At 71.2% G+C, this 23,851-nt stretch carries 23 protein-coding genes; 10 read left to right on the plus strand and 13 right to left on the minus strand.

Going from position 1 to position 23,851, the window contains the following annotated elements; all coding sequences use genetic code 11:
* The first annotated feature begins 152 nt into the window (after nt 1–152).
* From BM333_RS00870 to BM333_RS00880, 3 genes are all read left to right on the plus strand, one after another.
* The gene (locus BM333_RS00870; protein ID WP_092306326.1) at nt 153–2,210 is read left to right on the plus strand and encodes an OPT family oligopeptide transporter; all 2,058 of its coding nucleotides are present in this window, start codon (nt 153–155) and stop codon (nt 2,208–2,210) included.
* A 180-nt stretch (nt 2,211–2,390) separates the two neighbouring features.
* The gene (gene typA / locus BM333_RS00875; RefSeq protein ID WP_092306328.1) at nt 2,391–4,223 is read left to right on the plus strand and encodes a translational GTPase TypA; all 1,833 of its coding nucleotides are present in this window, start codon (nt 2,391–2,393) and stop codon (nt 4,221–4,223) included.
* A 133-nt stretch (nt 4,224–4,356) separates the two neighbouring features.
* Nucleotides 4,357–5,031, plus strand: coding sequence for a hypothetical protein (locus BM333_RS00880; protein WP_177221770.1), 675 nt, complete (start codon nt 4,357–4,359; stop codon nt 5,029–5,031).
* Nucleotides 5,032–5,116: 85 nt separating this feature from the next.
* On the opposite strand, the gene BM333_RS00885 is transcribed toward BM333_RS00880, so the two are convergent.
* Nucleotides 5,117–5,374 (minus strand): GlsB/YeaQ/YmgE family stress response membrane protein, encoded by a 258-nt coding sequence (locus BM333_RS00885; protein WP_092306330.1) that lies wholly within the window; start codon nt 5,372–5,374, stop codon nt 5,117–5,119.
* Nucleotides 5,375–5,555: 181 nt separating this feature from the next.
* Between BM333_RS00885 and BM333_RS00890 the strand changes: the two genes are divergently transcribed.
* Nucleotides 5,556–5,933 (plus strand): helix-turn-helix domain-containing protein, encoded by a 378-nt coding sequence (locus BM333_RS00890; protein ID WP_092306332.1) that lies wholly within the window; start codon nt 5,556–5,558, stop codon nt 5,931–5,933.
* A 158-nt stretch (nt 5,934–6,091) separates the two neighbouring features.
* A complete protein-coding gene (gene hisN, locus BM333_RS00895; RefSeq protein WP_092306334.1) occupies nt 6,092–6,877 on the plus strand; it encodes a histidinol-phosphatase in 786 nt (261 codons plus the stop codon).
* An 11-nt stretch (nt 6,878–6,888) separates the two neighbouring features.
* Here hisN and BM333_RS00900 read toward each other — a convergent pair whose 3' ends face one another.
* From BM333_RS00900 to BM333_RS00910, 3 genes are all read right to left on the minus strand, one after another.
* Entirely contained in the window at nt 6,889–7,965 is a 1,077-nt protein-coding gene (locus BM333_RS00900; RefSeq protein WP_092306336.1) for an alpha/beta fold hydrolase, read from the minus strand.
* Nucleotides 7,962–8,873: a class I SAM-dependent methyltransferase gene (locus BM333_RS00905; protein ID WP_092306338.1), complete on the minus strand. Its 912-nt coding sequence runs from the start codon at nt 8,871–8,873 to the stop codon at nt 7,962–7,964. The genes BM333_RS00900 and BM333_RS00905 overlap by 4 nt, the downstream gene beginning before the upstream one ends.
* A gap of 84 nt (nt 8,874–8,957) precedes the next feature.
* Nucleotides 8,958–9,785: a class I SAM-dependent methyltransferase gene (locus BM333_RS00910; RefSeq protein WP_092306340.1), complete on the minus strand. Its 828-nt coding sequence runs from the start codon at nt 9,783–9,785 to the stop codon at nt 8,958–8,960.
* Nucleotides 9,786–10,041: 256 nt separating this feature from the next.
* On the opposite strand from BM333_RS00910, the gene BM333_RS00915 reads away from it, so the two are divergent.
* Nucleotides 10,042–10,512 (plus strand): Hsp20 family protein, encoded by a 471-nt coding sequence (locus BM333_RS00915; RefSeq protein WP_092306342.1) that lies wholly within the window; start codon nt 10,042–10,044, stop codon nt 10,510–10,512.
* A 57-nt stretch (nt 10,513–10,569) separates the two neighbouring features.
* On the opposite strand, the gene BM333_RS00920 is transcribed toward BM333_RS00915, so the two are convergent.
* Genes BM333_RS00920 through gpmA form a run of 4 tightly spaced genes read right to left on the minus strand, consistent with a single transcriptional unit; the run spans nt 10,570 to nt 14,499 of the window.
* On the minus strand, nt 10,570–11,802 hold the full coding sequence (locus tag BM333_RS00920; protein ID WP_092306345.1) for a pentapeptide repeat-containing protein: 1,233 nt from the start codon (nt 11,800–11,802) through the stop codon (nt 10,570–10,572).
* Entirely contained in the window at nt 11,799–13,088 is a 1,290-nt protein-coding gene (locus BM333_RS00925; protein WP_092306347.1) for a pentapeptide repeat-containing protein, read from the minus strand. Before BM333_RS00925 ends, BM333_RS00920 begins: the two co-directional genes overlap by 4 nt.
* Before the next feature lie 50 nt (nt 13,089–13,138).
* Nucleotides 13,139–13,777, minus strand: coding sequence for a bifunctional diaminohydroxyphosphoribosylaminopyrimidine deaminase/5-amino-6-(5-phosphoribosylamino)uracil reductase RibD (locus tag BM333_RS00930; RefSeq protein ID WP_092306349.1), 639 nt, complete (start codon nt 13,775–13,777; stop codon nt 13,139–13,141).
* A gap of 2 nt (nt 13,778–13,779) precedes the next feature.
* On the minus strand, nt 13,780–14,499 hold the full coding sequence (gene gpmA, locus BM333_RS00935) for a 2,3-diphosphoglycerate-dependent phosphoglycerate mutase (RefSeq protein ID WP_092306351.1): 720 nt from the start codon (nt 14,497–14,499) through the stop codon (nt 13,780–13,782).
* 180 nt (nt 14,500–14,679) lie between these two features.
* Here gpmA and BM333_RS00940 point away from each other — a divergent pair, with 180 nt between their 5' ends.
* Nucleotides 14,680–16,176 carry a phosphomannomutase/phosphoglucomutase gene (locus BM333_RS00940; protein WP_092306353.1) on the plus strand — a complete coding sequence of 499 codons (1,497 nt, stop codon included), beginning with the start codon at nt 14,680–14,682 and terminating at the stop codon, nt 16,174–16,176.
* A gap of 9 nt (nt 16,177–16,185) precedes the next feature.
* On the opposite strand, the gene BM333_RS00945 is transcribed toward BM333_RS00940, so the two are convergent.
* Nucleotides 16,186–17,259, minus strand: a complete 1,074-nt coding sequence (locus BM333_RS00945) for a YeiH family protein (protein WP_092306355.1) — start codon at nt 17,257–17,259, stop codon at nt 16,186–16,188.
* 41 nt (nt 17,260–17,300) lie between these two features.
* Entirely contained in the window at nt 17,301–18,650 is a 1,350-nt protein-coding gene (gene glmM, locus BM333_RS00950) for a phosphoglucosamine mutase (protein WP_092306357.1), read from the minus strand.
* A 156-nt stretch (nt 18,651–18,806) separates the two neighbouring features.
* Here glmM and glmS point away from each other — a divergent pair, with 156 nt between their 5' ends.
* Both glmS and galU read left to right on the plus strand, forming a co-directional pair.
* Entirely contained in the window at nt 18,807–20,621 is a 1,815-nt protein-coding gene (gene glmS / locus BM333_RS00955; RefSeq protein ID WP_092306359.1) for a glutamine--fructose-6-phosphate transaminase (isomerizing), read from the plus strand.
* Nucleotides 20,622–20,676: 55 nt separating this feature from the next.
* Nucleotides 20,677–21,555: a UTP--glucose-1-phosphate uridylyltransferase GalU gene (gene galU / locus BM333_RS00960; RefSeq protein WP_092306362.1), complete on the plus strand. Its 879-nt coding sequence runs from the start codon at nt 20,677–20,679 to the stop codon at nt 21,553–21,555.
* Nucleotides 21,556–21,562: 7 nt separating this feature from the next.
* Here the strand turns inward: galU and BM333_RS00965 are convergent, their stop codons facing one another.
* Genes BM333_RS00965 through BM333_RS00975 form a run of 3 tightly spaced genes read right to left on the minus strand, consistent with a single transcriptional unit; the run spans nt 21,563 to nt 22,783 of the window.
* A complete protein-coding gene (locus BM333_RS00965; protein WP_092306364.1) occupies nt 21,563–21,799 on the minus strand; it encodes a hypothetical protein in 237 nt (78 codons plus the stop codon).
* Entirely contained in the window at nt 21,786–22,007 is a 222-nt protein-coding gene (locus BM333_RS00970) for a hypothetical protein (protein ID WP_092307539.1), read from the minus strand. Before BM333_RS00970 ends, BM333_RS00965 begins: the two co-directional genes overlap by 14 nt.
* A gap of 23 nt (nt 22,008–22,030) precedes the next feature.
* Nucleotides 22,031–22,783: an alpha/beta fold hydrolase gene (locus BM333_RS00975; protein WP_092306366.1), complete on the minus strand. Its 753-nt coding sequence runs from the start codon at nt 22,781–22,783 to the stop codon at nt 22,031–22,033.
* Between the two features lie 72 nt (nt 22,784–22,855).
* On the opposite strand from BM333_RS00975, the gene BM333_RS00980 reads away from it, so the two are divergent.
* Nucleotides 22,856–23,821, plus strand: a complete 966-nt coding sequence (locus BM333_RS00980; protein WP_092306368.1) for a glycosyltransferase family 9 protein — start codon at nt 22,856–22,858, stop codon at nt 23,819–23,821.
* Nucleotides 23,822–23,851 lie beyond the last annotated feature (30 nt).

The following is a 23,851-nucleotide window of genomic DNA, read 5'->3' on the forward strand; positions in this document are numbered from 1 at the left end:
ATTCCAGGTTGCAGGGATCAGGGGCTCGGGGCGTCCGGAACTGGCGGGGGTGGAAACCAACTACCCTGAAACCTCGGCCCTGGAACCCAGAACCTGCTTGGCGGCTTCGCCGTTTCGCGCTTTCCTCCGCGCCGACACCGGGAGAGGGACCCATGAGCGACACACCCGCGACGCCCGCCGGCGGCAAGCGCATCGAGCTGACCCTGCGCGCCCTGGCGCTGGGCTGCCTGCTGGCGGTGATCTTCACCGCCGCCAACACCTACCTGGGCCTGCTGGTCGGCCTGACCTTCGCCTCGGCCATCCCCGCGGCGGTGATCTCCATGGCCGTGCTGCGGGCGTTCCGCGACTCCACCATCTGGGAGAACATGACGGTGCAGACGGTCGCCTCGGTGGGCGGCTCGATGAGCGCCATCATCTTCGTCCTGCCCGGGCTGGTGATGATCGGCTGGTGGACGGGCTTCCCCTTCTGGGAGTCGGTGCTGATCTGCACCCTCGGCGGCGTGCTGGGGGTGACCTTCTCGATCCCGCTGCGCCGCGCGCTGGTGGTCAACAGCGACCTGCCCTACCCCGAAGGCCGCGCGGCCGCCGAGGTGCTGAAGGTCGGTTCGCGCGGGGCCGAGCAGTCCGAGAGCGCGGTGCGCGAGAACAAGGCCGGGCTGTGGGTCGTCATCGCCGGCGCCGTGGTCTCTGCCGCCTACGCCATCGGCGTCGCGGCGCGGCTGTTCGCGGCCGAGGCGGCGCGCTTCGTCAAGCTGCCGGCGGCGCTGGGCGGCGGGGCGACCGGCATCGGCTTCGGCATGCAGTTCGCCCTGCTCGGGGCCGGCCACCTGATCGGCCTGACCGTCGGCCTGGCGCAGCTGTTCGGCCTGATCCTGGCCTGGGAGATCGCGGTGCCGATCCTCACCTCGCCCGATACGGTGGCGTGGCTGACCGCCAACGGCATCCCCTCGATCGCCTCGACCCTGCCCGCCGGCGCGCCGGCGGAGGAGCTGGCCGGGACCGTCTGGGGACAGGAAGTCCGCTTCATGGGCGCGGGGGTGATCGGCGTGGCCGCCATCTGGACGCTGATGAAGCTGGCGGGGCCGCTGGTCGGCGGGCTGACCTCGGCGCTGGCGGCCCAGTCCCGGCGCAAGGGCGGCGAGACGCTGGCCCGCGTCGAGCAGGACATTCCGATCAACCTCGTCGGAGCCATCTCGGTGGCCTGCCTGGTCGGCATCGCCGGCCTGCTGGCCTGGCTGGCGCAGAGCTCGCCGACCCTCGCCGGATCGACCTGGCTGCTGGTCGGCGGGGGCCTGGTCTATGTGGTGATCATCGGCTTCGCCGTGGCCGCGATCTGCGGCTACATGGCCGGCCTGATCGGCTCGTCGAACAGCCCGGTGTCGGGCGTCGGCATCCTCGCGGTGGTCATCGCCTCGCTGCTGATGCTGGGCGTGCTGGCGCTGGCCGGCCTGCCCGCCGATCCGTCGATCATCGCCTTCGCCCTGATCGTCACCGCCGTGGTCTTCGCCGTGGCGGTCATCGCCAACGACAACCTGCAGGACCTGAAGACGGCGCAGCTGGTCGAGGCGACGCCGTGGCGCCAGCAGACGGCGCTGATCGTCGGCGTCGGCGCGGGGGCGCTGGTCATCCCCCTGATCCTCAACCTGCTCAACCAGGCCTTCGGCTTCGAGGGCGGGCCGCCGGCCATCGCCGAGAACGCCACCACCCTGGCGGCGCCGCAGGCGACGCTGATCTCGGCGCTGGCGCGCGGCGTGATCGGCGGCGACCTCCGTTGGGACCTGATCGGCCTCGGCGGCGCCATCGGGGTGGTGATCATCATCCTCGACGAGGTGCTGACCCGCGCCAGCAAGGGCCGCGTCAAGCTGCCGCCGCTGGCCGTGGGGATCGGCTTCTACCTGCCGGCGGCGGTGACCACGATGCTGGTGGTCGGCGCCGTGGCCGGCTGGATCTACGAGAAGGGCATCCGCAAGACCCGCTTCGCCGACGTCGGCCGGCGGATGGGGGTGCTGCTCGCCTCGGGCCTGATCGTCGGCGAGAGCCTGTTCGGCGTGCTCAACGCCGGGATCATCGTGGCCACCCAGAACGGCGAATGGGCCGTGGTCCTGCCCGAGGGCGCGGCCTGGCCCGCGATGATGGCCGGACTGGCGGCGTTCATCGCCCTGACGGCAGGCCTGTACCTGTGGGTCCGCGGCCGGTCGGCGAAGGTCTAGGGGGCGCCCTCAACCCGCCGCTTTCGGCGGCCATACGTCCCGGCGACGCCAGTGCGTGTTCCCCGCGCACTGGCGTTTCGCCGTTCGCGCCTGTAAGAGGCGCGCCTTTCCCGCAATCACGCCCCTACCTGCAGCGGCGCGGACCATTCCGCGACCGAACACAGTCCGCCCGAGTCCGAAATGAACCTGCGCAACGTCGCCATCATCGCCCACGTCGACCACGGCAAGACCACCTTGGTGGACCAGCTGCTGGCCCAGTCGGGCGTGTTCCGCGCCAACGAGGCGACCACCGAGCGCGCCATGGACTCCAACGACCAGGAGCGCGAGCGCGGCATCACCATCCTCGCCAAGGCCACCTCGGTGCTGTGGAACGGCAAGGCCGGCGAGACGCGGATCAACATCATCGACACCCCTGGCCACGCCGACTTCGGCGGCGAGGTCGAGCGGATCCTCGGCATGGTCGACGGCTGCGTGCTGCTGGTCGACGCCGAGGAAGGCGTCATGCCACAGACCAAGTTCGTGCTGACCAAGGCCCTGAAGATGGGGCTGAAGCCGATCCTGTGCATCAACAAGGTCGATCGCGCCCACGCCGATCCCGACCGGGTGCACCTGGAGACCATCGACCTGTTCTCGGCCATCGGCGCCTCGGACGAGCAGCTGGACTTCCCGCACATCTACGCCTCGGGCCGCAACGGCTGGGCGACGCTGGACCTGAACCAGCCGTCCGACAACCTGGCCCCGCTGTTCGACCTGATCGTCGACCACGTCCCGCCGCCGCCGGTGGCCCGCAACGTCGACAAGCCGTTCCAGATGCTGAACGTGCTGATCGAGAGCGATCCGTTCCTCGGCCGCCTGCTGACCGGCCGCATCGAGAGCGGCAAGGCGGTTCCCGGCATGGCCATCAAGGCCCTGTCGCGCGACGGCAAGCAGATCGAACAGGGTCGCATCACCAAGGTGCTGGCCTTCCGCGGCCTCAAGCGCCAGCCGGTCGAGGAGGGCGCCGAGGCCGGCGACATCGTCGCCATCGCCGGCATGTCCAAGGCCACCGTGGCCGACACCCTCTGCGCGCTGGAGGTGACCGAGCCGCTGGACGCCCAGCCGATCGACCCGCCGACCATCTCGATGACCGTCGGCGTCAACGACAGCCCGCTGGCGGGCCGCGAGGGCGACAAGGTGCAGAGCCGCGTCATCCGCGATCGCCTGCTCAAGGAGGCCGAGAGCAACGTCGCCATCCGCGTCACCGAGACCAGCGGCAAGGACGCCTACGAGGTCGCCGGCCGCGGCGAACTGCAGCTGGGCGTGCTGATCGAGAACATGCGCCGCGAGGGCTTCGAGGTCTCCATCAGCCGGCCGCGCGTGGTCTACCAGACCGGCGAGAACGGCGAGCGGCTGGAGCCGATCGAGGACGTCGTCATCGACGTCGACGACGAATACACCGGCGTGGTCATCGAGAAGCTGTCGGCCCGCAAGGCCGAGCTGAAGGACATGGGGCCGTCGGGCGCGGGCAAGACCCGCATCCAGCTGATGTGCCCCTCGCGCTCGCTGATCGGCTACCAGGGCGAGTTCCTGACCGACACCCGCGGCTCCGGCGTGCTGAACCGCGTTTTCAGCCACTACGAACCCCACAAGGGGCCGATCGAGGGCCGCCTGAAGGGCGTGCTGGTTTCGAACTCCGACGGCGAGACGGCCGCCTACGCCCTGTGGAACCTCGAGGAGCGCGGCGTGATGTTCGTCGGCGCCGGCGAGAAGACCTACCAGGGCATGATCATCGGCGAGAACAGCCGTTCGGACGACCTCGACGTCAATCCGATCAAGGGCAAGCAGCTGACCAACGTCCGCGCCGCCGGCAAGGACGAGGCCGTGCGCCTGACCCCGCCGCGCCGCCCGTCGCTGGAACAGGCCATCGCCTACATCGAGAGCGACGAGCTGGTCGAGGTGACGCCGAAGTCGATCCGCCTGCGCAAGGCGGTGCTGAACCCGAGCTTCCGCAAGAAGCGCGTTCGCGAGGACTGATCGGGCGCTCGTCGAGCGGAAATCGGCCAATTCCGGCGAGGCCAAGGTCATTTCGGGGCAGCCGAAACGAACCGAAACAGCGCGAGTTGTCTGACCGCGGGCGCCATGCCCGCGCCAGACCAAGGCTGACAACATGCGTAAGACCGCGCTCCTCACGGGGGTCGCCGGCCTGTTCCTCATGACCGCTCCGGCGATCGCCCAGGACAGCACGGCCCCGCAAACTCCGCCGGCCCCCGAGGCCGCCGAACAGGCCGCCCAGCCGCAGCAGCTGACGCTTCAGCCCGGCTCGGTGGTTCGTGATTCCGCCGGCGCCGAGCTCGGCCGCCTCGAAGGGGTCCGCAACGGCCCGAGCGGTCAGGAGCTGACCGTGCGCGGGTCGGACGGACAGCTGCGCGGCGTGCCGATCGGCGGCATCCGCCAGGACGGCGACGCCATCGTGGTCGACTTCAGCAGCGGCGACTTCATGGCCGCCCCGGCGATCACCGAGGCCGCTCCGACCGAGACCGAGGCCGCGCCGCCGGACCCGGCCACGCCGGCCCAGCCCGCGACTCCGGCCACGCCGGCGACCCCTGCGGATCCGTCGGAGCCGATGCAACCGGCCCAACCGGCTGAACCGGCGCAACCGGCCGAACCGGCCCAGCCGGCGGAGCCCGCGACCGCCCCGTCGCCCGACCAGCCGCCCGCGCCGGGCGAGGGCACGCCGCCGGATCACGCCAACCACGGTCAGGCCGCGGCCGGCGCCCCGGGTCAGACTCCGGACGACGGTTCGACCGACGAAGAGCCGACGGACGAAGAGCCGGACGCCTGATCCCGACCATGGAAACCTGATCCCGACCATGGAAAAGGGCGGCTCCTCGCGGAGCCGCCCTTCTTTCATCCGGCGAAACCTCGCGTCAGGCGCGTCGCTTCACCAGTCCCAGCAGGAACAGCAGGATGATCGCGCCCACGGTGGCGACGATGATGCCGATGATCCAGTTGCCCCCGGCGTCGCCGCCCAGCAGCGTGTTGTAGAGAAAGCCGCCGATCAGGGCGCCGACGACGCCGACGATCAGGTTGGTCAGCAGGCCATGATTGCGGCCCATGATCTGTTCCGCCAGCCAGCCGGCGACGATGCCGATCAAGATCCAGGCGATGATGCCAAATCCACTCATACTCGCGCTCCTTCCAAGGCGATGGTCGATGCGGCCTTAATGCGCCGCCAGCGTAACGGTTGCGGAAGCGTGGCCGAACGCTGCTCGATCGTTCTCCCCCGACGAGGGAGCCCGGCACGCCGCTTGCCGCGTGAAGGGCGAGCCGTCCCGCTTCGGGACAGGCGCAAGGGGAACCGGGATCATGGCTTCAGACATCGACCTTCACCTCGGACGTCGCCTGCGTCGCCGCCGCCGCCTGCTGGGCCTGACCCAGCAGCAGCTGGCCGCCCAGGTCGGCATCCGCTTCCAGCAGATCCAGAAATACGAGTGCGGCGCCAACCGCATCTCGGCCGCCCGCCTGTGGCAGCTGGCCGAGGCTCTGGAGTCGCCGGTCAGCTACTTCTACGACGGCCTCGAGGAGGCGATCGAGCGCCGGGAGGCCGCCAACCAGGGCGGAGAGATGTTTTCCCGCAAGGAAACGCTCGACCTGATCCAGGCCTACTACCAGCTCGACGAGAAGCCGCGCCGGCGGCTGCTCGACCTCGCCAAGTCGCTGCACAGCGAGGGCGAGGCGGCCTGAAGACGTGGCCGGTGGCTGGTGGTTGGTGGTTGGTGGTTGGTGGTTAGTGGTTGGGCGGCTCTCGTTCCGGCTGCGGGGAGTAACGGTGACGCTGGCGAGGATGCCGCCATGTCACTAATCACCAACCACCAGCCACCAGCCACCAGCCACTGGTTCCCATGACCGAGTACGAACTGTTCGCCGTCGAGCTGGCCCGCGAGGCCGCCCGGGTGTCGCTCCCCTACTTCCGCAATCCCTGCGAGGAGAGCGACAAGGGCGGGGTCGCGGGGTTCGACCCGGTGACCCAGGCCGACCGTGAGGCCGAGGCGGCGATCCGCCGTCTGATCGAGGCGCGCTACCCCGCTCATGGCGTGGTGGGCGAGGAGTACGGCGAGGACCGGCCCGACGCCGAGCACGTCTGGGTGCTGGACCCGATCGACGGCACGCGTGCCTTCATCGCCGGCCTGCCGCTATGGACCAACCTCATCGCCCTGCGCGCGGCCGGGCGGCCGACCGTGGGCGTGATCGGCCAGCCCTACCTCGACGAGATCTTCATCGGCGGTCCGTCGGGGGCCCGCCTGCTCAAGGGCGCGGACGAGACCCGGCTGGAGACCCGCTCGTGCGGGCAGCTGACGGACGCCGTCATCGCGACGACCGACACGGACCTGTTCACCGGCCCCGAGCTGGGTGCCTGGACCCAGGTCCGGGCCGCCGCGCGGCTGGCGCGTCTGGGCTGCGACGCCTACGCCTATGCGATGCTGGCGGCCGGACGGGTGGATCTGGTGGCCGAGAGCGGGCTGAAGGTCTGGGACTGGTCCGCGCTCGTTCCGGTGATCGAGGCGGCCGGCGGCGAGGTCACCGACTGGCGCGGCGGCGCGCCGGACGGCAACGGCCAGATCCTCGCGGTCGGCGACGCCCGCATCCGCGAGCAGGCGCTGGTCTCGTTGCGCCGCGCGGCCCTCTAGCCGACCGGTGGTCAGGCGGCGGTCGGCGTCGGCGAGGTTTCGGGCGGAATACCGAGATCCGGCGCGGTCGCCGGGGCGGCCGGGGCCGTCGTCGGGGCCAGATCCTCGACCGGCGAGACGTAGGCGGCCATGGCGTCGAACTCCTCGAGCAGCACGGCGCGCTTGTCGTCGGTCTCCATGACGACCTCGTGCCGGGCCCCCGGAACCTCGACGTAGCGACCGCGGCCGAGGCGCTTCGCCGCCCACTTGTTGGTCTGCTTCCAGACCCGATCGTCATCCGCGGCCTGCACCACCGCCACCGGAATCCGGACCGACTTCAGCGCCTTGGGCTTGAGCGCCCGCTCTCCCGCGTCGAGAGCGAAAGCCAGCCAGCCCCAGGTTGGTCCGCCCACCGCCAGATGGGGGCAGGCGTAGAGCTGCTGCCGCCACTGTTCGTAGCGGGTCTCGTCGGTGGTGAGAGCGTCCTTCTCGAAGGTGTGGTCGAACGGATCGTCCGGGTCGTCGAGCACATAGTCGCCGGCCTTGCCGTGGCGCAGGTTCCAGCGCACCGCCAGCTTGACCGACCACATCGACCGCTTGCCGGTCCGGATGCGCAGCATCGGACTGGTCAGCAGGGCGCCCGAGAAGCGCTCCTCGCCGCCCTGGAGGGTCAGCAGGTTCAGGGTCGCGCCCATCGAATGGCCGATCATCACCCATGGCCGGGGGGCGCGGTCCTCGAAGGCCTCGAGCAGGCGGGCGTAGTCGTCGACGAACTCCTCGACCGCCCGGGCGTGCCCCTTCAGCCGGTCGGGAAGCAACCGGGCGGACAGCCCCTGGCCGCGCCAGTCGTGGGCCAGCACGCACCAGCCGCGGGCCAGCAGATTGCCGATCAGTTCGAAATACTTCTCGATCGGTTCCGTGCGACCGGGGCTGATCACCACGGTGCCGCGGGGCTTGCGCGCGACGAGGGCCGAAGGCGTCCAGAAGGCGGCGCGCAACCGCAGGCCGCCGGCGCCGCGGAACCACTCGCCCGCGCCGCCGGGCGGCGCCGAGGCGCCGGGAACTCCCATCAGCGGGGCGTTGGCGGCGTAGGCGGCGGCTCGGCTCACTCGGGTTTCCTGAATCTCAAGGTCATGCGGTCGCTTTCGCCGATCTCGTCGTACTTCGTACGGTCGAAGGTCGGGTCGGGCGGCGAGCCCCGCGGCGCGGTCAGGCGCATGGGCGGCAGGGTGTCGACGCCGAATGGATGATCCTTGGTATCCCTTTCATTGGCGTTGATTTCGGACGCGGCGACGAAGGCGAAGCCCGCCTCGGCGGCGAGCTGCCGGACGAACGCCTCCTGCACGTAGCCGTTCGCCGCCGCCGGATCCTGGTCCTCGTCCGGTCCCAGGCGATGCTGTTCCACCCCGAGCACGCCGCCCGGACGCAGCGCGGCCCAAGCGTCGGCGAACGCCTTTTCTGCGATGCCGGCCGCCATCCACGCGTGAATGTTGCGCATGAACAGGACCAGGTCGGCCGTGCCGGCCGGCGCGACGGGGCCGGAGGTGGGCCCGAAGGCGCTGAGTTCGATTTCGCCGTACAGAGTCCGGTCGTTGGCGAAGCGTTCCTGGAAGGCGGCCATCAGGGCGACCTGGGCCGGATCGGCCCCGGGTCCGGTCTGGAATCCGGCGGCGATGTACTTGCCGCCCCCTTCCGCCAGATAGGGCGCCAGTATTTCGGTGTACCAGCCGCTGCCGGGCCAGAAGTCGATCACCGTCATGCGCGGCTGCAGGCCGAAGAAGCGCAGCGTCTCCATCGGATGCCGCCACAGATCGCGGTCCCGATCCTGCGCCCGCCACGGCCCCTGCACCGCCCATTCGAGCGAGCCCTTGGGCGGGCCGGTGGGCTCGGGCGGCGGCTCGGCGGTCTCCTCGCGGCGGCCGCAGCCGGTGAGCGCCACAAGGGCGGCGACCGCCGAACCTGACAGAACACGCCGGCGCGACGGCGTCAGGCGCCAACCGTCCAATTTCTCACCCATGCACGACCCCCGCGGGGCAGAAGTACGCCCGCCCCGACGCCCCGGGCTTAACCCTGTTCCCGCGCCGGGTCAAAAGCCGCTCCATCAGCCCGGCTTGCGGAATCGCAGCGTCATCCGGTCGCTTTCACCGATGGCGTCGTACTCGGCCCGTTCCGCATCGGTGAGCGGCGTCGGGCGGTCGGTGGCGACGTTGGCGCGCGGGGCGCTGACCCGGGTGGGCGGGAGGGTCCAGACGCCGTACGGATGGTCGTGATCGTCGGCCGGATTGGCGTTGAGTTCGCTGCGCGCATCCAGTTCGAACCCGGCCGCCCGGGCGGCGTGAATGACGTGGCTTTCGGACACATAGCCCGTCGGCGCGGTGTCGTCGGGGTTCAGGCCCTCGGCGCTGCGGTGCTGTTCGATGGCCAGCACGCCGCCGGGCTTCAGCGCCTTGAAGAAGGCCTGCATGTACGGCGCGGTCCGGTCGCTGCGGTGCCAGTTGTGCAGGGCGCGGGCGACGATGATCATGTCGGCCGTCCCGTCCTCCACGCCCATGCCTTCCAGGGGACGGTTGACCGGGACATAGGTCCCGCCGGTGGCGGCGGCGTACGGCTCGAGGATGTTGCGCCACCAGCCGGCGCGGCCCGGCTCGATCTCGACCACCGTGAGACCGGGACGCAGACCCCAGAAGGTCAGGGTCTCGAACGGATGACGGAAGGCGTCGCGGGCGCGGTCTGCGGCGGGGCGGGTTTCGGAGGCGACGGCGGCCTGCAGGGCGGCGTCCTCCTGCAGTTCGGGCGGTCGCATGGCCGCGCGGCGGGCCGTGCGCTGGCCCGGGGTCTCGTCGAGGGACGGCATGGCGGGCAGGGCCTGGGCGGAGGCGACGGCCGGCAGGGCGAGCGCCGCGGCGGCGGCGAGGGCGAGGAGGCGCATGGATCGGGCTCCGGAAAATCGGGTCCGCAACCCTTACCGAGCCGGGGCGACGGGGCAAGCGGCATCACCGGGGCGAGGCGGCGTGACGCGCCCTTGACGCGAGCCGGATGCGCCCCAAATCCATGGGCGAGGACGCCACTTCGGGTCCTCCGGAACGACCGGCGCCGCATACGGGCCGGGCGGGCCGAACCCCCACCGCCGGTCCGGGCTCAAACCGCGGGGCCGGTTCAACCTTGCTGATCCTCAGGAGGATGACATGCGTACCTATGACTTCTCGCCGCTCTACCGTTCGGCCGTCGGCTTCGACCGACTGGCCAGCCTGCTGGAGAGCGCCGCGCGCACCAGTCAGGAGAACGGCTGGCCGCCCTACAACATCGAGACCACGGGCGAGAACGCCTACCGCATCGAGATCGCCGTCGCCGGCTTCAAGCCCGACGAGCTGAACATCGAGGTGAAGGAGAACCTGCTCACGGTCACGGGCCGCAAGTCCGCCAATGACGATGGCGGCGAGCGGACCTTCCTGCACCGCGGCCTGGCGGAGCGCGACTTCGAGCGGCGCTTCCAGCTGGCCGACTACGTGGTGGTGAAAGGCGCCGATCTGGTCAACGGCCTGCTGTCGATCGAGCTGGCCCGCGAGTTGCCGGAAGCGCTCAAGCCGCGTCGCATCGAGATCGGCACGGGCTCGGCCCAGCCGCTGATCGAAGGCAAGAAGGCCCGGGCGGCCTGAGCCTTCCAGCCAAGAGGTGACGAGGGACGGCGCTGCACGCGCCGTCCCTTTTTCAATTCAGGCCGCCGCGGCGGGCGCGGGAGCCAGCGACAGGAGCTGAGCCTCGTCAAGGGCGCCGGGGTCGATCCGGGCGCCCGAGACGTCGGCCCCGTCGAGCCGGGCCCCGGCGAGGCTGGCCCCTTCGAGCCGGGCGTAGCGAAGTCCGGCCCCGTGCAGCACGGCTGGCGCGGTTCGCCCGCCGCCCAGCGGCAGGGGCTCAAGCAGGGCTCCGCGCAAATCGGCCTTGTGCAGCAAGGCGCGGCTCATGCGGGCGGCCCGCAAATCCGCGCCGCGAAGGTCGCAGCCGCGCAGGTCGGCGTCCTCGAGGCAGGCGCCCTGCAACGCCACCCCCCGCAGATCCATGCCCACGAAACAGGCGCCGCGGCCGCTCAGGCCCGGCATCTTGAGGTCGCGCAGCCGGTCGCCGAGCGGCCGCAGATCTAGGCCGTCGAAGTTGGCCGGCGCGCCGAGCACGCCGCCGCTCTCGGCCCAGGCGTTGGCGTCCAGCGCCCGCTCCAGCAGCGTCGCGGCCTGCTCCAGCGCTTCCGCCGTCGGGGCGCGCAGCGCGCCGGTGAGATCGGCGCGCTCGGTTCTGGCCCGCTCCACCGCTACGCCGGTCAGCACCGCCCCCTTCAGCTGGGCCCCGGACAGGTTGGCCCCGTCCACCGCGGCGTCCTCGAGCATGGCCCCGCTCAGGTTGGCGTCGCGCAGGTTGGCCCCCGTCAGCGTCGCGCCCTTCATCGAGCAGTCGGAGAAGTCGGCCCGGAACGCCGTCACGCCGTCGAGCAGGGATCCGTTGAGGGTCGCGCCGGCGAAGGTGGCGCCGTCGGCGACGCCGCGGCGGGTCTCGTGGCGCATGGCGGCGAGGCCGCGCGTGGCGTGCGGGACGGCCAGCACCCCCTCGCGGAAGTCGGCGCGGGTCAGGTCGGCGCCCATCAGGCTGGCCCCGCGCAGGCTCGCCCCGCGCAGGTCCGCTCGCACCATGCTGGCGCGGCTGAAGTCGGCGCCGCGCAGGTCGCAGCAGAACAGCACCGCCCCGTCCAGACGCGCGGCGACGAGCTTCGCATCCTCGAGGGCGCAGCCGGTGAAGTCGACGTCGCGCAGGTCGCGGCCGGACAGGTCGAGACCGTTGAGTTCGGCGAACTTCAGCGACAGCCGCCGCCCCCCGGGCCGGCCCGCCAGCAGCCGCTCGTGGGCCGCCGCCATGACGTCCAGTTCGCCCTGGCTCAGGGCCCGGCGTACGAAGGTCATCCGGCCGCCTCGAGGTCGAATGGAGGCTGGGTCTCCAGGCCCCGGGCGCCGCGGGTGATCGCGCCGTCGAGCACGGTCTGCTTCAGGCAGGCGCCGCGCAGGACCGTCCGGGTCAGGTCGGCGTCGGTCAGGTTCGCGCGCTTCAGCTCGGCGCCCGAGAGATCCGCCCCCCTGAGGCAGGCGCCCGTCAGGTCGGCCGGGAGCAGGCGGTCGACGGCGATCAGCAGGGGCCCCAGTTGGGCCTCGCGGAGATCGGCGCCATTCAGTCGGGCCCGCTTCAGCCGCGCGCCGCGCAGGTCGGCGCCGCGGAGATTGGCCGAGCGGAGGTCGGCCTCCTCGAGCTGGGCGCCCTGCAGCTGCACGCCCTCCATGTCGAGGCCGTAGAACACGGCGCCCTTGGCCGACAGGGCGGTGAGGTTGTAGCCGCGGATCGAGCCGAGGGCCCGGAGGTCGACGCCGTCGAAGACGGACGGGCAGCCGGCCGCGCCGCCGGTCTCACACCACTGCGCGTGTTCGGCCAGCATTTCCGCCGCCGGCATCTTGCCCACCGGCGCGCCGGCCGAGCGGTTGTCGGTGAGCGCGCCGGACATGTCGGCGCCGTCCGTCCGCCAGAGCGTCGCCTTCACCCCGACCAGCACGGCGTCGCGGAGATCGGCTCCGGACAGGTCGGCTCCGGACAGGTCCGCCCCGGCAAGGTCGGCGCCGCGGAAGCTGGCCTGCTTCAGGTTGGCGCGGACCAGCTTGCAGTCCTTCATTACGGCGTCGGTGAAGTCGGCGGCCACCGCGACCACGCCGGTCAGCTTGGAGCGCTCGAGGTTGGCCCCGGCGAGGCAGGCGCCCTGGGCCTCGGTCTCCTTGTGGCTGCGCGCCTCGATCACCCGGAAGCCGAGCCGCGCGTCGGCGGCGGCGATGGCGCCCTCGCGCAGATCGGCCTCGAACAGGTCGGCGCCGGTCAGGTCGGCCCCCCGGAGGCACGCGCCCCGGAGGTCGGCGCGGCGCATCGAGGCGTCCGCCAGCACCGCGTCCTGCATGTCGGCGCCGAAGAAGGTGGCGTTGTCGAGCTTGGCCCCGGTCAGGTCGCAGCCGATCAGGCAGGCGGCGGCGAAGTCGGCGTCGGCGAGGTTGCGGCCGGCCAGCGACAGGCCGGACAGATCCATCCAGGCGAAGACGGCGCGGGCGCCGCCGGGCCGGGCCTGCCAAAGACGGTCGTGCCGGGCGCAGATGGCGTCCAGTTCGGCCTGCTCGATGCGCCTTCTGACGATGGTCTGCGCGGCGTTGCCCGACATTGCGCCAGATTGGCACGCTCCCGCTTAAGGAAGGGTTCCCGCGGGGCGGATCAGGCCGTCAGCAGTCCCTGCTCGCGCAGGGCGTCGGCGAGTTCGCCGGGGGCGACCCAGAGGCGGGTGTAGCCGGCCTCGCCGAGGCGCTTCAGCTCGGTGGCCAGATCGGCCTTGGGCGAGGCGGCGAAGCGGGCGTCGAAGCCGTCGCCATCGTCGCTGATGCGGACCATCGGCCGACCGGTTTCGACCCGGTGAAGGTAGCCCTCGTAGAGCACCGCCGCCTCCTGGGCGAGAAGCCCGGTCTCGACCTCCAGCCCCGCCTTCTCCAGCCGCTCGACGCCGCGGCCGGAGGCGAAGGGCGATGGATCGACGGCGGCGACCACGACCCGCGTCACGCCCGCCTCGATCAGGAAGTGCGAGCAGGAGGTCCGGCCCGATGAGCGGGCGCCGCAGGGCTCCATGGTGACGTAGGCCACAGCCCCCCTGGCGCGATCTCCAGCGGCCGGCACGGCCTGCTCCTCGGCGTGGGGACGGCCGCCCGGCGCGGTGGCGGCTTCGGCGACCAGTTCGCCGTCGCGGGCGATGACGCAGCCGACCGCGGGATTGGGCCAGGTCTGGCCCATGCGGCCTTTGGCCAGGGCGATGGCCCGCCCCATGAAGCGGATATCGTCGGAAACCTGCTTCGGGCTGGTCATGTTCAGGCTTCCGGCAGGGCCGGCAGGGGCTGGGCCCGGTCGGCGTCGAGATAGCGGGCGGCGGTCGGCCGCAGCTCGCCGTCGAGATCGATCTCCAGCGGATTGCCGGTCGGGATCTCGACCCCGACGATGGCGTCGTCCGGCACCCGGAACAGCAGCTTGACGATGGCGCGCAGCGAGTTGCCGTGGGCGGCGATGAGCACGTCCTCGCCGGCCTTGAGCCGCGGCGCGATCTCGGCGTCCCAGTAGGGCTGCACCCGGTCCAGCGTGGTCTTCAGGCTCTCGGTGTCCGGGATGGTCTGGCCGGCGTAGCGCGGGTCGGCGGCGAAGTCGTACTCGCCGCCGGCGGCCAACGGCGGCGGCGGCACGTCGTAGGAGCGTCGCCAGATCTTCACCTGGTCCGCGCCGTGCTTCTCGGCGGTCTCGGCCTTGTTCAGGCCGGTGAGGCCGCCGTAGTGGCGCTCGTTCAGCCGCCAGTCCTCGACCACCGGCACGTCTTTCAGGCCGGCCGAGTCCAGAGCCAGCGCGCCGGTGCGCTTCGCCCGGGTCAGCACCGAGGTGAACATCACGTCGGGCCTGAAGCCCGCCTCGGCGATCAGTTCGCCGCCGCGCCGCGCCTGCGCCTCGCCCTCGGCCGTCAGGTCGACGTCGACCCAGCCGGTGAAGCGGTTCTCGAGGTTCCACTGGCTCTGGCCGTGGCGCAGCAGGATCAGTCGGGGCATGCAGGTCTCCGTGGGCGACCGCGACGGGGTAGGCCCGGGGTCCGGAAGGGTCAAGCTTCGGCGGGGCGGCGGGTTCCCGGGACCCGTGCGGGCCCTGCGGCGTTGTTGCGGCGCCAACCCACGGGAGGCTAGAAGGCGAAAGCTTCGCTTCAAGCAACCTCCGGCAGATCAGGATCTCCGATGCAGAAACCCCGCGCCGACCTTCGCCCGAACACCGCCGCCTATGAGACCACACCGCTGGTCAAGGCCACGGGCTTCCGGGAGTACGACGCGCGCTGGATCCTGGAGAAGGAGATCAACCTGCTGGGCATCCAGGCGCTGGGCCTGGGGCTGGCGACCTACATCCACGAGATCGGCCAGACGCCGCGCATCGTGGTCGGTCACGACTTCCGCTCCTACTCCCTGGCGGTGAAACAGGCCCTGACGCTGGGCCTGCTCGAGGGCGGCATGGAGGTGCTGGACGTCGGCCTCGCCCTGTCGCCGATGGCCTATTTCGCCCAGTTCGCCCTCGACGCCCCGTGCGTGGCCATGGTCACCGCCAGCCACAACGAGAACGGCTGGACCGGGGTCAAGATGGGGGCCAATCCGCCGCTGACCTTCGGCCCGGACGAGATCGGGCGGCTGAAGGACATCGTGCTAGGCGGCGAGGGCAAGGCGCGGAGCGGCGGGACCCTGACCCGGGTCGAGGACTTCCGCGAGCGCTACCTCGAGGAGATCAGCAAGGTGAAGCTGAGCCGGCCGATCCGGGTGGTCGCCGCCTGCGGCAACGGCACGGCCGGGGCCTTCGCGCCCGAGGCCCTGCGCCGCATGGGGGCCGAGGTGATCGAGATGGACGCCGAGCTCGACTACACCTTCCCGAAGTACAATCCGAACCCCGAGGACCACGCCATGCTGGTCCAGATGGCGGACAAGGTGCGCGAGACCGGGGCCGATCTGGCGCTGGGCTTCGACGGCGACGGGGATCGCTGCGGGGTGGTCGACGACACCGGCGAGGAGATCTTCGCCGACAAGATCGGCCTGATGCTGGCCCGCGACCTGTCGAAGCTGCATCCCAACTCGACCTTCGTCGTCGATGTGAAGTCGACCGGCCTGTACAAGACGGACGCGGTGCTGAAGGCCAACGGGGCCGAGACGATCTACTGGAAGACCGGCCACTCCTACATCAAGCGCAAGACCGCCGAGGTCGGGGCGCTGGCGGGGTTCGAGAAGTCGGGCCACTTCTTCATGGCCGGGCCGCTGGGCCATGGCTACGACGACGGCATCGTGGCCGCGGGCGCCGTGCTGGCCATGCTGGACCGCAATCCTGGGAAGAAGCTGAGCGAGCTGAAGGCGGCCCTGCCGGACGCCTGGACCAGCCTGACCATGAGCCCGCACTGCGACGACGAGCTCAAGTACGAGGTGCTGGAGCGGATCGTGAAGGAGTACGAGGACCTTGCGGCCTCTGGCGGCGAAATCCTCGGGCGCAGGATCGTCGAGGCGATCACCGTGAACGGCGTGCGGGTGCACCTTGAGGACGGCTCATGGGTGCTGGTGCGCGCCTCGTCGAACAAGCCGGAGCTGGTGGTGGTGGTCGAGAGCATGCGCTCCGAGGACGACATGCGCGCCCTGTTCCGCGACGAGGTGAAGCCGCGGCTGGCGAAGTACGGCGAGATCGGCGCCTACAACCAGGAAATCTGAGGCGACGCTTCAGCCCACGGCGAGCAGCGAAACGAGGGCCAGCGCCAGGCCGAGCAGCACCAGCAGCGACAGGGTGACGGCCACCGCGATGCGCGGGCCGGAGCGCGCCACGGCGCGGGCGTCGGCGCCGAGGCCCAGCGCGGCCATGGAGATCACCGTCAGGGCTGTGGCCGCCTGGTCCATCGGCGGAAGGGCGGCGGCCGGGATCAGGTCGAGCGAGCGCGCGGCCATCATCAGCAGGAAGCCGACGATGAACCATGGCACGAGCCGGCCGAGGGGCACGGCGCGCAGGCGGGTCAGCGTGCTTCCGGAGCCGCCCTGCCCGGCCCGCGCCGCCACGGCCAGCGACAGGGCCAGCACCACCGGGCCCAGCATGAGCACGCGCACCAGCTTGATCAGGGTCCCGGTCTGGGTCGCCAGCGCGCCCACCGGCATGGTGGCGGCAAGCACCTGTGGGACGGCGTAGACGGTCAGGCCCGCGACGACCCCGTATGGCAGCTCCGCCATCTCCAGCGCCGCGGCGAGCAGCGGCAGGAGCAGCACCACCGCGATCCCGAGCACGGCGGTGAAGGCGATGGCGGCGGTCACCTCCTCCGGCTCGGCGTCGATGACGGGGGCCACGGCGACGATGGCGGAGTTGCCGCAGATGCCGTTGCCGCAGGCGATCAGCATCGCCATCCGGTGCGGCAGGCGCAGCAGCCGGCCGAGGCCGTAGGCCGCCGCGATCGCGACGGCGACCACGCCGACCACCCCCAGCATCAGGCCGGGACCGATGGCCATCACCGTCGCCGCGCTGATCGAGGCGCCGAGCAGGACCACCGCGATCTCCAGCAGGGTGCGGGCGCTGAAGGCCACGCCGGGCCGCAGGGCCTCCGGCGGCGTCCAGACGGTGCGGATCGCGGCCCCGATGAGGATGGCCAGAACGACCGCGTCCAGCCACGCCCGCCCGAACAGCCGCAGTTCCAGCGTCTCGACGCCGAGCGCCGCGCCGGTGACGGCGGCGCACAGCAGCAGGCCCGGCAACAGGGCCAGGACGTAGGCCGCGGGGGACCGCCGGTCAGCCGGGGCGGGAGCGGGAATCATCGGGAGAGACTGCGCCGGAGCGGGGGCGCGGTCGAGCCGCCCTACCCCGCCGCCTTCACCGCTGCCGCGACGTCGGAGACCACAGACTTCACCAGCGCCTCGTCGTCGCCCTCGGCCATGACGCGGATCAGCTTCTCGGTGCCTGACGGGCGGACCAGCAGGCGACCGACGCCGGCGAGACGGGCCTCGGCCTCGGCGATGGCGGCCTTGACCGCCTCGCTCTCCAGCGGCTTGCCGGCGCTGTAGCGGACGTTCTCCAGCCGCTGCGGCACCTTGTCGAACTGCTTGGCCAGCTCGCTCATCGGCCGGCCGCTCTCGACCAGCACGGCCAGCACCTGCAGGGCCGACATCAGGCCGTCGCCGGTGGTGGCGTAGTCGTGCAGGATGATGTGGCCCGACTGTTCGCCGCCCAGGTTGAAGCCCTTCTCGCGCATCCGCTCCATGACGTAGCGGTCGCCGACCTTGGTCCGCTCCAGGGTCAGGCCCTCGGCCTGCAGCCGGCGCTCCAGCCCGAGGTTGGACATGACGGTGGCGACGAGGCCGCCCCCCTTGAGCAGGCCGCGGCGGGCCCAGTCGAGCGCGACCATGGCCATGATCTGGTCGCCGTCGACGACCTGCCCCTTCTCGTCGCAGATGATGACCCGGTCGGCGTCGCCGTCCAGCGCGATGCCGATGTCGGCGCGGTACATGCGCACCGCCTCGGCGAGGGCGTCGGGATGGGTCGAGCCGCACTCGGCGTTGATGTTCAGGCCGTTCGGCTCGACGCCGACGGCGCAGACCTCGGCGCCGAGCTCGTAAAGGGTGGTCGGGGCGACCTTGTAGGCGGCGCCGTTGGCGCAATCGACGGCGATGCGAAGGCCTTGCAGGCTGAGACCCTTGGGGAAGCTGGCCTTGGCGATCTCGACGTAGCGCGCCTGGGCGTCGTCGATGCGCTTGACCCGGCCCAGGGCGTCGGGCGGGGCCAGATCAGCGTCCAGCGCCTGGTCCATCATCGACTCGATCTTCAGCTCGACCGCGTCGGACAGCTTGTAGCCGTCAGGACCGAACAGCTTGATGCCGTTGTCGAGGTAGGAGTTGTGCGAGGCCGAGATCATCACCCCGATGTCGGCGCGCATCGAGCGGGTCATCATGGCCACGCCCGGCGTCGGCAGCGGCCCGAAGGTGCGCACGTCCATGCCGGCGGCGGAGAAGCCGGCGACCAGCGCCGGTTCGATCATATAGCCTGACAGCCGGGTGTCCTTGCCGATGACGACGAGGTGGCGACGGTCGTCCGAGGACATGAACATGCGGCCGGCGGCCAGGCCCACGCGCAGGGCCACCTCGGCGGTCATCGGGTGGGTGTTCGCCCGTCCGCGAATGCCGTCGGTGCCGAAATAGCGTCTCTCGCCCACGTTGTAAGTTCCTGTCTCTGCAAGCGTAACCTTGCGAAACGGCTTTTCAGATGCCATTCCGCGCGTCAATCACATAAACCCTGCCGGCGGGCAGGTCGCCCGAAGTTTCGGGCGGCGCGAGGGGCGCGCCGAGCAACTCAGAGTGGGAACAGGCATATGTGCGGCATTATCGGCGTGACCGGAACCGGCCCGGCGGTTCCCCGTCTGATCGACAGCCTGAAGCGGCTGGAGTATCGCGGCTACGACTCCGCCGGGGTCGCGGCCCTCGTGGAGGGTCGCATCGAGCGCCGCCGCGCCAAGGGCAAGATCCGCGAACTGGAGACGGTTCTGGCCGCCGATCCGCTGGAGTCGACGATCGGGATCGGCCACACCCGGTGGGCCACCCACGGCGCGCCGACCACCGAGAACGCCCACCCGCACAAGGCGGGCCGGGTAACCCTGGTGCACAACGGCATCATCGAGAATTTCGCCGAGCTGAAGGGCGAGCTCGCCGCCGAGGGCCGGGTGTTCGAGAGCCAGACCGATACGGAGGTGGTCGCCCACCTGCTCGACCGCGCCCTGAACGGCGGCAACGACCCGGTCGCGGCCTTCAAGACGGTTCTGGACCGGCTGACCGGCGCCTATGCGCTGGCCGTCCTGGTCGAGGGCGAGGACGGGCTAATCATGGGCGCCCGCCGCGGCAGCCCGCTGGTGGTCGGCTGGGGCGAAGGCGAGATGTACCTGGGCTCGGACGCCCTGGCCGTCGGGCCGTTCACCCAGAAGATCAGCTACCTCGAAGAGGGCGACTACGTCGCCGTCGACCGCTCGGGCGCGCGCATGTTCGACGCCTCGGGCGAGGCGGTGGATCGTCCGATCGTGCAGGTCTCGGCCTCGTCCGCCCTCGTCGAGAAGGGCGAGTACCGGCACTTCATGGAGAAGGAGATCCACGAGCAGCCGGACAGCGTCCAGCACACCCTGTCGCACTACCTCGACTTCGTGAACGGCAGGGTGAAGCCGGGCGAGATCGACTTCGCCGCCGTCGACCGCATCCAGATCGTCGCCTGCGGCACCGCCTTCTACGCCGGCCAGATCGGCCGCTACGCCTTCGAGCGTCTGGCCGGCCTGCCCTGCGACGTCGAGATCGCTTCGGAGTTCCGCTACCGCAACCCGGCCGTGGCGCCCGGCACGCTGGCGGTGGCGGTCAGCCAGTCGGGCGAGACCGCCGACACCCTGGCCAGCTTGAGCTGGTGCAAGGCCAACGGGCTGAAGACGGCGGCCCTGGTCAATGTGCACTCGTCGTCGATGGCCCGGGAGGCCTTGGTGGTCTGGCCGACCCACGCCGGCCCCGAGATCGGGGTCGCCTCGACCAAGGCCTTCACGGCCCAGGTGGCGGCCCTGCTGGCGCTGGCGGTCACCGCCGGGGTGCAGCGCGGGCGGATCGACCCGCTGATCGAGGGCGAACTGGTCAAGGCGCTGTTCGAGGCGCCCCGCCTTATCGCCGAGGCGGTGCAGATGGACGGCGCCCTGCGCGGCGTCGCCCACGAGCTGTCCAAGGCCACCGACGTGCTGTTCCTCGGCCGCGGCGCGATGTTCCCGCTGGCCATGGAAGGCGCGCTGAAGCTGAAGGAGATCAGCTACATCCACGCCGAGGGCTACGCCGCCGGCGAGCTCAAGCACGGGCCGATCGCCCTCGTCGACGAGCTCACCCCGATCGTGGCCCTCGCCCCGCTGGACGAGGTGTTCGAGAAGACCGCCTCCAACCTGCAGGAAGTGGCGGCGCGCGGCGGGCCGGTGATCATGATCGCGCCGAAGGCCGCGCCCGATCCGCACGGGGCCGGGATCAGCCGCATCGACGCGCCCGACTGCCACCCGCTGATCGCGCCGCTGGTCTACGCCATTCCGGTGCAGCTGCTGGCCTACTACACGGCGGTGGAGAAGGGCACGGACGTCGACCAGCCGCGGAATCTGGCGAAATCGGTCACCGTGGAGTGATCGCTTCGGCGTTCCGATGCGTTAGGCTCGCCGCCTTCGCTGTTCAGGATATCGCATGACCTCGACCCACCGCCGCCTCCGCAAGGCCGTGCTGCCCGTCGCCGGCCTCGGCACCCGGGTTCTGCCCGGCACCAAGACCACGCCCAAGGAGCTGCTCAACGTCGTCGACCGGCCGATCCTGAGCTACATCGTCGAGGAGGCGCGCGAGGCGGGCATCGAGCACATCGTCTTCGTCACCGGCCGGGCCAAGCAGGCCATCGAGGACTATTTCGACCACCAGGTCGAGCTGGAGGCCCAGCTGGAGGCCAAGGGCAAGACCGACATCCTTGAGATGATGAACGCCGAGCTGGCCAGCGCCGGCGAGATGAGCTTCACCCGCCAGATGCAGCCCAAGGGGCTGGGCCACGCCGTCTGGTGCGCCCGGGACATCATCGGCGACGAGCCGTTCGCGGTGATCCTGCCGGACGTCATCGTCGACGCCCAGCCGGGCGCCCTGAAGCAGCTGGCCGACGTCTACGCCGAGGTCGGCGGCAACGTCATCGGCGTCGAGCAGGTGCCGCACGACCTGACGCACAAGTACGGCATCGTCGATCCGGAGTCCCGCGACGGACGGCGCATCCGCATGAAGGGCATGGTCGAGAAGCCGCCGCGCGGCGAGGCGCCGTCGAACCTGTCGATCTCGGGTCGCTACATCCTGCAGCCGGAGATCTTCGCCATTCTGGAGAACACCGAGCGCGGGGCGGGCGGGGAGATCCAGCTCACCGACGGCATGGCGAAGCTGATGCAGACCCAGTCCTTCACGGCGGTCGAGTACGAAGGCGTGACCCACGATTGCGGCGACAAGATCGGCCTGTTGCGCGCCAATGTGGCCCTGGCGCTGAAGCGGCCGGATCTCGGGGCGGCGGCGCGCGCGGCGGTCGAGGCCCTGCTCTAGGTTCGCCTCAGCCGCCGGGAAGGCGCGTGGCTCCGCCCACGATACGGCAATGGTTGTCCACCTCGGGCCGGCCGGTCGGCGGCCCGCCGGACGACACGAGCACGCCGCCACGGGCGCGGCAGGCCTGCTCGAGTTCGGCCAGACGTTCGGCGGTCGAGCCGACGGACGCGCCCGTGGCGCATCCCGTCAGCAGCAAGGCCGCCGCGGCGGCGGCGGTCCGCCGGGCGGCCTCAACCCGGAACACGGCCGGTCTGACCCGTGATCCGGCAGACGTTGTCGAGCTGCGGCCGGCCCGACTGGCTGCCGGTCGGCGACAGGATGCCGCCACGGGCCTCGCAGTCGGCCGCCAGACGGCGCAGTTCTTCATTGTAGTGGTCCGTGCCCGGCCCCGTGGCGCAGGCTGACAGGGCCAGTCCGAGGGCGAGAGGGGCGCAGGCGATCGGGATACGCATGGCGTTCTCCTTGCAGGTCCGCTTCATATAAGCGCCGCTGCGCGCATCCGTTCAATGGCCTCCACGAGGCGCAGGAGATCCCGGCGCGAGGACAGGCGGTGGTCGCCGCCCTCGATCAGGTCCAGCCGCACGTCGCCGCCGCTCAGCCGTTCGGCGATCAGGGCGGCATGACGCCACGGCACGACGTCGTCGGCGCGACCCTGCAGGATGTGGACGGGAGCCCGCATCGGGATCGGGCCGTCCAGCACGAGCCAGTCCCGCGCCTCCTCGAACATGCGGCGGGTGAGGACGTATTCGCCGAGGCCTTCCTCGGTGATCAGGGTCTCGCCGTCGCGCAGGATGGTCTGGCGCTGGTGGTCCGGAAGCCCCGGCCACATCAGCCGGTCGGTGAAGTCCGGCGCGGGATTAACCAGCACCAGGCCGTGCAGCCGCTCGGGGCGGGCCAGAGCCAGCAGCAGGGCGATCCAGCCGCCCATGGACGAGCCGACCGGGATCACCGGGCCCTCCAGGCTGTCGACCAGGGCGATGGCGTCCTCACGCCAGCGGCCGATGGTCGCCTGCCGCCAGTCGCCCGAGGAGACGCCGTGGGCGAAATGGTCGTAGCGGACGTAGCCCCAGCCGCGCTCGCGGGCGGCCGCATCCAGCGCCAGCGCCTTGGTCCCCTCCATGTCCGAGCGGAACCCGCCGATCCACAGCACCGTCGGGGCCGCGCCCCGCACCCGCTTCAGCGCAAGGGTCTCGCCGTCCGGCCGGGCCAGGCGTTCGATGTCGTCCATGCCGTTCCTCTCGCGAATTCGGTCGGGGACTGATAGCCAACCCTGACCCACGAAGCGAAGGCCGATACCAGCGTGTCCGACAAGAACGTCCTGTTCGTCACCTCCAACCGCATCGGCGACTGCGTCATCTCCTCGGGCGTGATCCGCGAGATCGGGCGGCAGATCCCGGGCGCGCGGATCACCGTCGCCTGCGGGCGACCGCCCGCGCCCTTCTTCCGCTCGGCCCCGGGGGTGGAGCGGGTCATCGTCCTCGACAAGAAGAAGCTGGCCGGACACTGGCTGGACCTGTGGAAGCAGGCGGTCGGAACCCGCTGGGAGATGGCGATCGACATCCGCGGCTCGGCGCTCAGCTACCTCGTGCCGGCGCGGCGGCGGGTGGTCTACAACCGCTCGTGGGAAACCGGCCTGCGCAAGGTCGAGATGGTGTCGCGGCTGATGGGCTCGCAGACGCCGCTGGAGCCGGAGATCTTCCTCGACGATCGCGCCCGGGCCGAGGCGGCGGCGGTGATCGACCCGCAGCTCGCCGGGGGCGCGGGTCCCGGTCCCGTCCTCGCCCTCGCCCCCATCGCCCATCAGCCCGGCAAGAGCTGGCCGGCCGATCGCTGGGGCCGGCTGGTCGAGAAACTGATGGCGGAGCCGCGCTTCGCCGGCTGGCGCTTCATGCCCGTCGGCGGGCCAGGCGACCGGCCGCCGGCGACTCCCGCGCTGGACACCGCGGGCGAGCGGGCGATCGATTTCGTCGGCAAGGGCGACATCCTCGCCTCGGCCGCGGCGATCGACCGGGCGGCGCTTTTCGTCGGCAACGATTCCGGCCTGATGCACGTGGCGGCGGCGCTGGGCCGGCCGACCCTGGGCCTGTTCGGGCCGACCGAGTGGTGGCTCTACGGCCCGTGGGGCGCGCGCACGCGGACGGTGGCGTCCAACGAGACGCGCGGCGAATTCGCGCCCATCGAGGACCTGACCGTCGAGCGTGTCTTTTCCGCCGTGATCGATCTGCACGACGCCTTCATCGGTCCGGAAAAGCCCGTCCAACCTTGAAGAACGGGGCTTTCGCGGTCATATAGCCAC

It is taken from the genome of Brevundimonas viscosa (genome assembly GCF_900116065.1).
Classification (GTDB): domain Bacteria; phylum Pseudomonadota; class Alphaproteobacteria; order Caulobacterales; family Caulobacteraceae; genus Brevundimonas; species Brevundimonas viscosa.